The sequence below is a fragment of the Trichocoleus sp. FACHB-591 genome (assembly GCF_014695845.1).
GTDB lineage: Bacteria > Cyanobacteriota > Cyanobacteriia > FACHB-46 > FACHB-46 > Trichocoleus.
In genome coordinates this window covers 1-11,937 of the sequence record NZ_JACJPA010000078.1, presented here as the reverse complement: position 1 = coordinate 11,937, position 11,937 = coordinate 1, and the positions used below count along the sequence as shown (strand labels likewise).

The following is an 11,937-nucleotide window of genomic DNA, read 5'->3' as shown; positions in this document are numbered from 1 at the left end:
AAATCAGCTACACCTGCTCTCAAGCTGATTCCGCAAAGAAGTCAGTCTTTCTAACTAGCGCGAACTGGTTATTTTCACAGCAATTTAACGGTGTGTTTAACCAAACTAATAAAGTTTGAGCCACTACCAAGCTGACTATATTGGCACAGCCTGGTTGAGATTACGCATATCAGGTGGTTGCTGATTAGGGCGGCAAAATCGCTGTCTAAAGATTCGCTTGTCTTCGCTTTATCCCCAAAATTAAATTCTATAAGAACTAAATTATGATTGCTGATGTGAACTACCTCCAGGCTTTACGAAATTGCTGTCGCGATGAGGCAGCCTTTACCCAACTACAACAACTCCTCGCAGACCCTCGCGCCAGTCAGCATTTATCAAAGTTATCAGGGTTTGTAGGCAGTCAACCTCAGGCAGAAGCTAGCACCGTTAATCTAAGCGCAATAAGCGCAACCAACACCACCCCAGAGCCGCTAGATCGGGTAGAAGCGTTGTTGCAGGCTGCCTCTACTGAACTTCAGGAAGTACGTCAACGGCAAGCTGTACTGTTTCATGTCATGGAGCATGATCTGCGCCCTTTCCTCATGGGTACCTTGATGGTTTTGCGGAACTTACTCAAGCAAGGAGATGAGACGGTTACAATCACTCGCTCTAGAGTAGAACGGATGGTTCAAGCCAGCGATCGCCAACTGCATGCTATGAGCGCCTTGCTCGAAACCTACGCTACGACAGAGCAAACCGTACCGTCGCAACTGGAACCTGTAGAGTTTCCAGCGCTCAGTCAAACTATTTTGCAGGACTTAGCACCCCTTTTAAGGGCCAACCAAGCGAGAATTACGCCGCAGCTTCCTGCCAATATGCCACCCATTTTGGCAGATTCGGACCAAATTCGACGGGTGGTTGCACACCTAGTGACCGCAACCTTGCAACATAATCTACCTGGGCTACATTTAACTCTTGCTGCCGAAGTGGGAGCTGGGATGCTGCGCTGTACTCTACTCGATGATGGGCAGGGCTGGGACTCTCGAGAATGCGATCGCTTTTTTGAATTGCAAGTGCGATCGCCCCATGCTTGCTGTTCTACGAGTTTGGGCGTGCAACTGCACCTGTGTCAGCAAATCATTCAAGCGCATGGAGGTGAAATTGGCGTTATCAACACCGAACTAGGTTCGATCATCTGGTTTACGCTGCCCCTAGCAACAGCGGTTGCTTCTAGCAGTTATGCCCCGACTCGGCTAGCGATCACGCCAGGCTTAAACTAAACCAGAGCGCAAAGCGACCACTGCGGCTTGCACGCGATCGTCTACTGATAACTTATTCATGATGCCCCGGACGTGAGTTTTGACGGTATTGGGGCTTAGGTAGAGTTTGGCAGCGATTTCGGGGTTACTTAGTCCTTCGACCATCAGCTTCAGCACTTCCAGCTCGCGTTCCGACAGTTGCCCAATGCCACTGTTGGGCGTAGGCGGCTTGAGGTGATCGATCACACGACGGGCAATTTGAGGATCAAGGTAGGTAGCGCCTTCCTGAGCTGCGGCGATCGCTGCTTGGAGTCGATCTAAACTAGCACCCTTGATACAGTAGGCATCGGCTCCACTAGAGAGGGCTGCAATAATTTCTGTTTCTGCCGTGTGTGAGGTCAGCATCACGACCCGCACCTCAGGGAGCGCAGCCTTAATTTTTTGAGTGGCCGCGATTCCATCTAGTCGGGGCAGACCAATGTCCATGATAATCAGGTCTGGCTTGAGTCTTAGAGCTGCCTCTACACCTAAATACCCATCTTCTGCCTGTCCCACAACGATGCACGCCGAATCAGCTTGTAATGACTGTTCCAGACCCAACTGCATCATTGGGTCATCTTCAATAATCAAAACCCGTAAAGTTGGCGATGAGATAGTGGCATTCATAAATAGATCTTGTGGCAATACAGCCTTAGTGTAGGCATCTACTTCAACTTTGCACTTCACCCAGGTGACTCACCTGAATGAGTGATGCTGGACAAAGCCAGAGTAGTTCTATAGCGCCTCTATTATTCTCAGCTTGATTCAGGTAGAACTTCCTAGGGTGTATTGACAGGCATACTCATAATGAGTACGCTTTAAGCAGTCATAGGATGCAAAACTTTACATCCAAACCCAGCGAGGAGCGAAACTTATGTTGCCTAACCACGAAGGACAAAGAGTTCCTGACGTCACCTTCCGAGTTCGACAGAACAATCAGTGGATTAACATCACAACTGATGATCTGTTTGCCGGAAAGACTGTAATTGTTTTCTCCTTACCTGGTGCTTTCACCCCAACTTGTTCCTCTACTCATTTACCTGGCTACAACGAGTTGGCTCCAGCCTTTAAGGAAAATGGTGTAGACAGTATTCTTTGTCTTTCGGTCAATGATACGTTCGTGATGAACGAATGGGCTAAGGACCAAGACGTTGGTAATATTACACTCATTCCAGATGGTAACGGTGAGTTCACCGAAGGCATGGGGATGTTGGTTGATAAGACTGACTTGGGCTTTGGTAAGCGGTCTTGGCGCTATTCCATGCTAGTCAAGGATGGTGTGATTGAGAAGATGTTTATTGAGCCAGAAGAACCAGGAGATCCTTTCAAAGTATCGGATGCCGATACAATGCTCAAGTACATCAATCCTCATGCTGTGAAGCCTGAATGCGTCTCCTTATTTACAAAGGAAGGCTGCCCGTTTTGTGTTCGGGCTAAAGAGATGTTGAAGGAGCGCGGCCTCGCCTACGAAGAAATTGTGATTGGTAAAAATGCGACGACACGCTCGTTGCGAGCAATGGCCGGAGGAACAACAGTCCCTCAAGTATTTATTGACGGCAAATTGATTGGTGGGTCTGAAGCCCTGGCAGATTATTTGGGTGTAGCCTAGTTGCTCTAAGTAGCTTGACTAGAGTGATTTAAGCGTAACGCGATCGCTGACTTTCGTCTCTAGAATGAGATTTGAAAGCCGCGATCGCGTTTTGTGTTTAAGGATACTAGCTAAAACTCACTCAACTGCGATTGCAGCTCTGTTTTTCGGTAAAGATATCTTTGAAAATCAATTTTTATGGCTAACTCACCCAGAATTTTGGCTTTTGCGGGCAGTACCCGAACGAATTCCTACAACAAAACCCTGGTTAAAATTGCCGCTACAGGGGCTCGGGCTGCGGGCGCTGAAGTTACTTTTTTAGATCTGCGCGATTTGCCAATGCCACTTTATGATGAGGATCTAGAGGCGGCTGAAGGCATTCCTGCCAATGCCTTGAAATTTAAGGAGATCATGGTAGCTCATCAGGGACTCCTGATTGCTTCTCCTGAGTACAACAGTTCTATCTCTGGAGTGCTCAAAAATGCGATCGATTGGGCTTCTCGTTCTACCCCTGGTGAACCCTTCTTAGCTGCTTTTACAGATAAAGTAGCCGCAATTATGAGTACGTCTCCGGGCGGTTTAGGGGGGCTAAGAGGCTTGGTTCATGTTCGCAGTATTCTGTCTAATATCCAAGTTTTAGTCATTCCCGACCAAATTGCGATCGCAAAAGCTCATGAAGCATTTAATCCAGATGGCAGCTTGAAAGATAGCGCTCAACAAACTACCGTTGAGAATCTCGGCGCTAAAGTCGCTCAAATACTGACAAAGTTACAGAGTTAAAGGCATAACAGCTAAAAAATAATTGAGAGAGAGATACGACAAAACCATATCCCTCTCTCAATTTTATAAATCACTTGTCATAGTAGATTAAAAGCTATCGCAACAAATTTTCTAGCTTGCGCGAGCAGTTAAATCTATCAACGAATTTGTAGAGTTGCTATTTTTATTTGAGCCAACTGGAACTTAGTAAAATTCCTAAAACTCCCAAGATATGACCAAAACTCATTGCGCCTAAGAAGGTGGCAACACTCATGTTGTTCAGTAGGCCAGAGAATGGTCCGAGAGGCATCTTAGGACCGACTTTGGGAAAGCGGACGGTGCGGCTGGCAATGAACAAAGCCAGTAGGCAGGAGCCAATCATAATGGGGGTGCCTTGCCAGTTCCACAAAGCAGTGGGGTCTTGGGACGTAGCAGCGGGGACTGCTGCCAGCAACATAGAGTGAATCAAGATGCTTTCTCCTACTTGTTGAGACACTATATTGATCAACATTAACCGGACGCAATAACCATCTGCCTAATGTAGTTGAAGTAGGAAGTTGGCTAATTCTGCGGCCAGAACATCGCTAGGATTCATCGTCCCGTTGTATTGGCGATCGCACCTCAGCCTGACGAAGGATTTATTAGTGTTAGTAACAAAACTTATCTTCCGTCTTTATATAGGCGTTACCTGGGCCACAGGTGTTTAGCATGCGGGTGTGAGATTACTGTTTTGGACATCTGTTATGACATCTGCAAATACCAATACCGCTCAAACTCTGCGATCTTTTCAGCACCTAGATGTGGATCAGCAAATTGCTGCTTTGGCTTATCTTTATACCGAGTTAGGTCAATCGATCTCTTTTCCCAGTTCTGGAGTGACTTCCTCTAACGAAATTAGTCAACTCGTCAAGCACGTCAAAGAGCTGCGTTCAGAAGATCAGCTGCAATTTATCCGCGACGTGTTTTCTAGCCAACAAAGCGGTCGCGAGGAAGTAGCACTTGACCCCCACCCCAGTAAAGCGTTACTAGAATTGATTCCTGGTGGCACCAAAGATCCTCTCAGCCATTACCAATCTTTGGATCCTAATGCTCGCTTAGCGTTCTGGTATCGCTTAGCTCAAGAGTTGGATAGAGATGCTATCTCGACAGCAGCGACGACCCAACTGTCTTCTGGCGCTCAAGAAATCATCAATCATCTGAAGTCTTTAGAAGTCAGTCAGCAAGTTGACTTTTTACGTCAGATTGTTTAGTAAGTTTGATTCGCCCGAATTCATTAGCCTAAATTGAACATGAGCGATCGCCTTGCCTTTGAGCTGTCTTGAGGGCAGGGCGATCGCTTCGTTATACTTCTCTTGCTAAATAGGTTGATGCTTGCAGGCGCAGATCACAAAAATACCCCCCTCAACCAAAAGTTGAAGGGAGAAAAGTGAAGTTAGAGCGAAGCAAAACTACAATCAGTAGAAATTCTTAGGCAACTGATTGCTGCACCATCAAGTTGACTTTGGCATTTTGTAAACCGGGTTGCTTGACTTCTGCCAATGTTTTGTTAATCGCGTATTTCTGATTAATGCTATTCATTAGGTTAGCTAAGTTATGGCTCTTAGCAACACCCCAAAGATCAGCAATTAAGTCAAATGATCCTTGGGGATTGCGAACCCAACCTAAGTCGTAATCGCCTTTGAGCGCTACTACAATGTCAGCCCGAACTTTTTGACCACAAGCGCCGCGCACATCGGTGTTTATACTAGCAACTAGGCCCAGATCCGCGAGAGAAGATTTAAGCAATTCAGCGTCTGTGAGCTTGCTGCGAAGAGTACTAAAGTGAGACATAGGTAGTCCTTAAATGGGTGAAATGGGTGAATTTGTGAGTTGATCGAAATATGCAATGTTAATCAGCGATACCCGGTGTGCAGTAGAGCTAGCTTCATTCGCACCACACTGAAGGCATTAATAATTTCAGAGCTCTCTATTGCTATTGGTTATTGGCAATAGATCACATAACTAATCTATGTAATAGTCTGTTAAGTTTCATTGTTCTAAAGGTTTACTTCTGCCAATCTTGCAAACTCCTAAAGGTAGAGCTGTATCCCTAAACCAGTAGTAGCTTCAGTTACATCAGACAAAATGGCGTAAATTAACTTTTTTGATTTTAAGAAAAAAGAAACCTAGGAGTTTTCTAAAACAGGTGGCGCAGCTGGCCTCAACTCCTAGGTTTGATAATGATACTGAATCGCTTCGCGTAGAGTATTGTGACTAAATCAGCCACACTTCTGACTCAAAGAAATTTCCGTAATGTTGATGGGCAACCAATATACAAACGGTTTTGTTGAGAGTTTGTTATCCCCCAACAACTTCGCCACCATTGGGGTGCAGAATTTGCCCAGACATATAGGAGGAATCATCAGAAGCCAGGAAGACATAGCTCGGTGCAACTTCTTCTGGCTGCCCAGCTCGCTGCATCGGCACCTGTGACCCAAAGCTCTTGACCTTGTCCTCTGGGAAGGTCGCAGGAATTAGAGGAGTCCAGATTGGTCCAGGGGCAACGCCATTCACCCGAATACCCTTTTCGACCAGAGATTGCGACAGAGAACGGGTAAAGGCAACGATCGCGCCCTTGGTAGAAGAGTAGTCTAGCAGTTGCTGATTGCCCTTATAAGCTGTGACCGAAGTGGTATTGATGATGGCACTGCCTTCTTTGAGGTGGGGCAGAGCAGCTTTCGTCAAAAAGAACATGCTGAAGATATTAGTGCGAAAAGTACGCTCCAGTTGTTCTGCTGTGATGTCCTCAATGCTTTGCTGCGGATGTTGCTCAGCCGCATTGTTCACCAAAATGTCGAGGTAGCCTAGTTGCTGTACCGTTTGCTGTACAGCTTCTTTGCAGAATTGCTCGTCGCCAATATCACCTGCAATGGTGATACAGCGTCTGCCTTCCGCTTCAACTCGGCGCTTGGTATCTTCTGCATCTTGATGCTCATTCAGGTAAAGGAGTGCTACATCAGCTCCTTCTTTGGCGTAGAAAACTGCTACAGCGCGTCCAATGCCACTATCTCCTCCAGTAATCAGAGCGACTTTTCCTTGTAGCTTGCCGCTTCCCCGATATTTAGAGTCATCAAACTGGGGTCTGGGCGTCATTTCAGACTCAAGACCAGGCTGTTGATTCTGATGTTGGGGTGGTTGTAATTCTTTGGATTGACTCATCGTTGCTTCTCCCGGAGTTTTGCTGTATTTCTCTGTTAAAAGATTTTTAGAAGTCAGCCATAAGCTAAGTTGAGAATCTGCTCTTTACCTGCCGAATCCAACTATTTAAATTCTTTTGGCTGTTTCCTAATCTGCCGCCTTATTAGCTTCGGCGAGCATGTTCACTTTAGAACGCACTTTTAGTTCATTTCTGCTTCATTAGAGATAAATTTAGGTCGTTCTATAGGTGAGTTTCTCATAAGTCAAGCTGTGATGCCCGATACTTTAAGTAGCTTGGCGATTTAGATGATTGATTGGTTATAGCAATAGGCTGCTATTCAGCACGGGCAGTATTTATGGGTACAGTTACACTTCATTCAGATACAGCGTTTTTACGACTTTGGATAGAGCAGCCTCTCTGTCCTCAGTGGAAGAAGCTGTGAGCGATCGCCACTAAGCTGCTTAATAGCAAATACTTTGAAAATGCCAGCACCTTGAATTCATCAATAGAAGGCGATTGAGAAAAGCCGATTGCACTGATTAATTCGAGGCATTTTACATAATTTGAGCAGGTGAAATAATGAGCTTTAATCCGCTAGCTGAAAAAGGAATTCCGCTTGATCAACAGCTACGAAATTGGTCCGAGCTAAACGTTCAGCCCTATATCAAAGATCAAGTTGATCCCTATACTCGTACCCGTGTCATTACGATGAACGGAATTGAAACGGAAGGGATATTTTTCTCTCATCAATTTGCGCGCCACACCGCCGACCCAGACTTGCGGAGACAACTCGCCATGCTGCGTCGAGTGGAGCAGCAACAGCAGAAAGTGGTTAACTGGCTCACGCCCGGTAATGAATCGACCTTGGAAGTCACGATTGGCTATGAGCAGGTTGCAGTTGACCTCACGGCCTTTTTAGCTCGTCATGAACCTGATCCTTATATCAAGCAAGCGTTTGAATTTGGTCTTTTAGAGGACTTCGACCATCTCTATCGCTATGCCAACTTGCTAGAAATGACCGAAGGCAAGAAAGCCGAAGAAGTCACAGGTCGGTTGACTGAGATTATGCCAGGACGGCCAACAGTCGCAGAACACCGCCATCCCTATGATGATGTGCGTAGACCCAGCGATCGCACCAAAGCTGACCCGGTCTCCCTGCTGCACGTGCTGACCTTGGTTGCTTCCGAGCAACAGACCATGAACTTCTACATGAACGTGGGCAATCGTCCCATGAACCCGTTGGCACGGGGACTCTACCTAGAAATTGCTCAGATTGAGGAACAGCACGTCACTCATTATGAATCTCTGCTGGACCCCAATGCTTCTTGGCTAGAGCAGGAAGTTCTGCACCAGTACAACGAGTGCTATCTGTACTACTCATTCATGCAGCAAGAGTCCGATCGCCGGATCAAGCAAATATGGGAACTCCACTTGAACATGGAGATTGAGCATCTGCGAATTGCTTGCGATCTACTTCGTCAGTATGAAAATCGCGATCCGGAAGAATTCTTGCCCCCAAGCTTACCGGAGACCATGCGCTTTGAAGAAAACAAAGACTATATCCGTCAAGTTTTAGCAGATCAGGTAAACTTGACTACCCAAGATACGGAATTTGTGCCAGTTGAGCAACTCCCTGAGGATGCTCGCTACTTCCAATATCAAAAGACGGTCAACGCGGGTGGCGTACCCAGTGAACAGGTGATTGAAGAACACCGCAGTCAAATGGGTGGCGACTATCGCATGACCACAGAGGGAGCGCATCCATTGGCGGGTGCTAATCGCTAAAGACTGAACCCCTCAGTCCTTCCATAATAAAGAAGCGGCTGGGGGTCGTACAGTTGAAACGAAGATGAGGAAGAGAGAGGCGAATTAGAGGTTATCCAAATCTACTTCAAAAGTCTGGTCATCCACGGTGACGCGATCGCCGGACACTAGTTTGCGACCCCGACGAGTTTCCAAAACACCGTTGACACTCACTACTTCATCTTGAATGATCATCTTGGCTTGACCACCGGTGTCTACAAGCCCAATCACCTTCAAAAATTGATCTAGTTTAATCGTATCGCTCGTCTTAGTCATACCAGGTCAGAGAGAGGAGTCTCAGTAGAAGTCGTTATTGCTATTCTCTATTGTCTCTGAATGTTCCTGCTTTGGAGATGGGCGATCGCGAAATTAGCTCTAACTTGTCTTATTCCTCAGTCACCACCAACTGCCAATGAGCTGCTTGAGGAACTTGAGGCAGTGTTACTTCTAAGCGATCGCCTACCCAGCGCAAATCACTGATTTCTGCCCCTTGAACTGTGACTCGGCTGTGAGGAGTTAAACCAATCCAATGGACTTGGAAATTCCGGACAGCGGGCATATCTGCATAGGTGCCTCGGATTGCTTCACAAGTTAGAATGTGCTGGCTAGATGCTTGCTGTTGGGTAAATCGCCGCCGACTGCCTGCTTCAGTCAAATATGCCTGACTCATACCATCATCCTCATAAAAATCCAGGTCGCCAGCATCTCCCGCATAAACTTCGAGTAGTAGCGTGGCGGCTGGTTGGTTCCCTGCTCGTAAAGCCATAGGCTGTAGCGGCAAAATGGCCCCTGCTTTTACAAACACGGGTACTTGGTGCAGCGGTACATACAGATCTAACTGTTGCGCTCCTCGATAGAATTTACAGGTTTCTCGATGCCACCAACCTCCTACAGGCAAATAGATGGAGCGATATCCGCCTGCTTCTACTACAGGGGCTACTAAGACGCGATCGCCCAGGAGATACTGAGTTGGTTGTTCATAGGCAACCGGATCTTCGGGATAATGCAGATACAGAGGCCGACAGAGGGGCAATCCTGTTTCATAGGCAATTCGACTGAGGTGGTAGAAGTAGGGGAGAAACTGAATCCGCGTCTGGAAGGCTCGGCGGACTGCGTCTAAGACCCACTGGCCATAGGCCCAAGGCTCTCGTTTGCCGTGGTCTGAGTGCAAGCGCACCACCGGGCTCCAACAACCAAACTGCACCCAACGCACATACAATTCAGGGTCAATATAGGGGACACCAGGCACATGGTTGTAGAAACCTCCTAAATCGTGTGACCAATAGGCGACCCCAACGTTGCCAGCCCGTGCCGTAAAATCTACGAGTAACTGCAACACTTCCCACTGCGAGTAGGTATCCGCTGAAAACTGAGCGGGATAGCGATGGGAACCAATACCCCCGGTACGAGACAAAATCATCGGTCGCTGGGAACGATTGGCTAGATGCGTGAAATAAACATGATTTGTCCAAAGCTGAGAGTTAACGCCGGGATGAATCGCGCTGGAGCCATCAATCCACCAAAAATCAATGCCATCTGCTTCTCGCGGACCGTGCAGCACCTGCATAAATAACCGAGCTTCTTCTGGCTCAGCCAAGTTAAACAACAACCAACCCGTTTCTAGCTCTGCTTGGGTGGGCTTATATTCTGCCATTCCGCTCGGATGCCAAGATTCAAAAATCCAACTGGACATCGGGTTTCTGATTGCAAATACCTTTCCCGCTTTGACGTCATTTGGGTCTAGTCCTCGCGCTTCGCACAAAGCTTGGAACTGGCTATCGCCCGGAGCCAAGCCCTCTGGGTGAACATTCGCTCCGACATGCAGTCCTTGCTCATGAATCTGCTTTAGAAAGGTCGGTGCATCTGGGAAAAATTCTGGGTTCCAATCCCAACCACACCAACCCGACAAATGCCAATCCACATCCAAAATCAAAACATCGAGTGGTAGGTCAAGTGCCTCAAATTGCTTCACTAAGTTGTGGTAGTCAGTGTCGTAGAGTTGCCCAAACAACGAAAACCAAACCCCAAAAGCCCAGCGCGGCAACATTGGAACTGGGCCACAAAGTTGGACAAAGTTTTGTAGAGCTTGAGCATAGTCAGAGCCGTAAGCGAAGAAATACCAATCTTGGCCTTCTGGGTCAAAGCGTTGAGCTAGCCAGTTGTTTTCTAGGGGGGCACTAGCTGAGTCATTCAAGACACTATAACCACTCCGGCTGAGAATTCCTGGTGGGAAGCGGTGCCACTCTTGCAAAACTTGCCGCACTTCCTCCGGTAACTCTTCCTGACGGTGGCGATCGAGATACCAGAGCGGTGGCTCCTCAAAGCGGGTAGTCTCTCCGCGATCGCGCAAGCTCAGGTGAGCCTTTTTCATCGGGTTGTAAAGCCATTCTTGGGTGTAAGGGTAGGCGCGTTCTACTGCCGCCGGATGCACCTCAGTGGGTCGGAGATTGCGGTGGATTAGGTCAAGGCTACAGAATGTACCGCCCAAGTTGGCAGAGTCAACAGTTGTAGGAGTCCAACTTCCTTTTTGTGTCCCACAGCGCCACTCTATTTGCAGGTTGTTGTCGTTGAATGGCTGAGTATCCGGTCGATAGTGAATTTGAATCAGTTCAGTTTGTAGTTGGAGTACACCAGCCTCGGTCCAGGCGATCGCTTGAAAGGGTAATGCTTGGGGTCGCGTCATTGCTTGGACGGTGGGTCGATCCTCAAATTGCCCTGTTGCTGACCACTCCAAACGAATTAAGCCTTGGCTCAAGGCACTAAAGCGAGCAGAGCCACAAACAACGCGATCGCCTACAACCTGATATCGCACAGCATTTCTCCCTAGAGACCCTCAGTTTCCCAAGGTAGCAAGGACTTTTCGGGCTAGTTGACTTTGCAGCAGCTAGGTTAGAAAAAACTGCCTAAGGAAAGTTATTCCCGATTCACTAGAGGGATTGCGCTTTCCTGGAAGGGTGTGATACATTTATAAATCGCTAGGACGCATAGCTCAGTTGGTTAGAGCACTACGTTGACATCGTAGGGGTCACTGGTTCGAGTCCAGTTGTGTCCATCTAGAAGCTAGCGCTTCTGTCCCAAAGCCTATCAAACTGTCCTAGACTTGTCCTAGTCTAACTTAGGTTAGATAGCCCAGACAACCTAAGCAGCTTTAAGGCATCCTCAGCATTTAGGTCGGGGGCTACAACGGTCAAACCTGGTTGCTCTGCATTCCGACAGACTAAACCTTATCGGAAATAGAAAGGGATGTTGATTAAGTCACTCCTTGCCCTCTGGATCTGCAACTAAACCGCTTGGAGCTTCTGCTTCGCTTTTTGAGAGCGGTAGGTGAGTCG

Annotated in this window: 11 protein-coding genes and 1 tRNA gene; 6 read left to right on the top strand and 6 right to left on the bottom strand. The window is 47.5% G+C overall.

Translation table 11 applies throughout. From position 1 onward, the window contains the following. The first annotated feature begins 263 nt into the window (after positions 1-263). Positions 264-1,259, top strand: coding sequence for a sensor histidine kinase KdpD (locus H6F90_RS13580; RefSeq protein WP_190552980.1), 996 nt, complete (start codon positions 264-266; stop codon positions 1,257-1,259). Here H6F90_RS13580 and H6F90_RS13575 read toward each other — a convergent pair. Next, positions 1,251-1,964, bottom strand: coding sequence for a response regulator transcription factor (locus H6F90_RS13575; protein WP_313930055.1), 714 nt, complete (start codon positions 1,962-1,964; stop codon positions 1,251-1,253). The genes H6F90_RS13580 and H6F90_RS13575 overlap by 9 nt on opposite strands. Before the next feature lie 187 nt (positions 1,965-2,151). On the opposite strand from H6F90_RS13575, the gene H6F90_RS13570 reads away from it, so the two are divergent. Both H6F90_RS13570 and H6F90_RS13565 read left to right on the top strand, forming a co-directional pair. Continuing rightward, positions 2,152-2,886, top strand: coding sequence for a glutathione peroxidase (locus tag H6F90_RS13570; protein ID WP_190552979.1), 735 nt, complete (start codon positions 2,152-2,154; stop codon positions 2,884-2,886). Positions 2,887-3,063: 177 nt separating this feature from the next. Continuing rightward, positions 3,064-3,645, top strand: a complete 582-nt coding sequence (locus H6F90_RS13565) for an NADPH-dependent FMN reductase (protein WP_190552978.1) — start codon at positions 3,064-3,066, stop codon at positions 3,643-3,645. 163 nt (positions 3,646-3,808) lie between these two features. On the opposite strand, the gene H6F90_RS13560 is transcribed toward H6F90_RS13565, so the two are convergent. Continuing rightward, positions 3,809-4,093, bottom strand: coding sequence for a photosystem I reaction center subunit PsaK (locus tag H6F90_RS13560; protein WP_242016965.1), 285 nt, complete (start codon positions 4,091-4,093; stop codon positions 3,809-3,811). Positions 4,094-4,367: 274 nt separating this feature from the next. On the opposite strand from H6F90_RS13560, the gene H6F90_RS13555 reads away from it, so the two are divergent. Beyond that, the gene (locus H6F90_RS13555; protein ID WP_190552977.1) at positions 4,368-4,874 is read left to right on the top strand and encodes an orange carotenoid protein N-terminal domain-containing protein; all 507 of its coding nucleotides are present in this window, start codon (positions 4,368-4,370) and stop codon (positions 4,872-4,874) included. Between the two features lie 217 nt (positions 4,875-5,091). On the opposite strand, the gene H6F90_RS13550 is transcribed toward H6F90_RS13555, so the two are convergent. Together H6F90_RS13550 and H6F90_RS13545 are read right to left on the bottom strand one after the other, a co-directional pair. Beyond that, positions 5,092-5,454, bottom strand: coding sequence for a DUF1257 domain-containing protein (locus H6F90_RS13550; protein WP_190552976.1), 363 nt, complete (start codon positions 5,452-5,454; stop codon positions 5,092-5,094). 507 nt (positions 5,455-5,961) lie between these two features. Then, positions 5,962-6,822, bottom strand: coding sequence for an SDR family oxidoreductase (locus H6F90_RS13545; RefSeq protein WP_190552975.1), 861 nt, complete (start codon positions 6,820-6,822; stop codon positions 5,962-5,964). Between the two features lie 559 nt (positions 6,823-7,381). Here H6F90_RS13545 and H6F90_RS13540 point away from each other — a divergent pair. Further along, the gene (locus H6F90_RS13540; protein ID WP_190552974.1) at positions 7,382-8,587 is read left to right on the top strand and encodes a hypothetical protein; all 1,206 of its coding nucleotides are present in this window, start codon (positions 7,382-7,384) and stop codon (positions 8,585-8,587) included. A gap of 84 nt (positions 8,588-8,671) precedes the next feature. Here H6F90_RS13540 and H6F90_RS13535 read toward each other — a convergent pair whose 3' ends face one another. Both H6F90_RS13535 and H6F90_RS13530 read right to left on the bottom strand, forming a co-directional pair. Continuing rightward, a complete protein-coding gene (locus H6F90_RS13535) occupies positions 8,672-8,881 on the bottom strand; it encodes an RNA-binding S4 domain-containing protein (protein WP_190552973.1) in 210 nt (69 codons plus the stop codon). A 109-nt stretch (positions 8,882-8,990) separates the two neighbouring features. Then, the gene (locus H6F90_RS13530) at positions 8,991-11,417 is read right to left on the bottom strand and encodes a TIM-barrel domain-containing protein (RefSeq protein ID WP_190552972.1); all 2,427 of its coding nucleotides are present in this window, start codon (positions 11,415-11,417) and stop codon (positions 8,991-8,993) included. Positions 11,418-11,583: 166 nt separating this feature from the next. Between H6F90_RS13530 and H6F90_RS13525 the strand changes: the two genes are divergently transcribed. Further along, positions 11,584-11,657: transfer RNA gene (locus tag H6F90_RS13525), tRNA-Val, on the top strand. The last annotated feature ends 280 nt before the right edge of the window (positions 11,658-11,937 follow it).

Bases quoted from the DNA above. Each gene is read 5' to 3' on its own strand.
- H6F90_RS13535 (WP_190552973.1), bottom strand. From the start codon at position 8,881: ATGACTAAGACGAGCGATACGATTAAACTAGATCAATTTTTGAAGGTG.
- H6F90_RS13550 (WP_190552976.1), bottom strand. From the start codon at position 5,454: ATGTCTCACTTTAGTACTCTTCGCAGCAAGCTCACAGACGCTGAATTG.
- H6F90_RS13555 (WP_190552977.1), top strand. From the start codon at position 4,368: ATGACATCTGCAAATACCAATACCGCTCAAACTCTGCGATCTTTTCAG.
- H6F90_RS13565 (WP_190552978.1), top strand. From the start codon at position 3,064: ATGGCTAACTCACCCAGAATTTTGGCTTTTGCGGGCAGTACCCGAACG.
- H6F90_RS13540 (WP_190552974.1), top strand. From the start codon at position 7,382: ATGAGCTTTAATCCGCTAGCTGAAAAAGGAATTCCGCTTGATCAACAG.
- H6F90_RS13580 (WP_190552980.1), top strand. From the start codon at position 264: ATGATTGCTGATGTGAACTACCTCCAGGCTTTACGAAATTGCTGTCGC.
- H6F90_RS13570 (WP_190552979.1), top strand. From the start codon at position 2,152: ATGTTGCCTAACCACGAAGGACAAAGAGTTCCTGACGTCACCTTCCGA.
- H6F90_RS13545 (WP_190552975.1), bottom strand. From the start codon at position 6,822: ATGAGTCAATCCAAAGAATTACAACCACCCCAACATCAGAATCAACAG.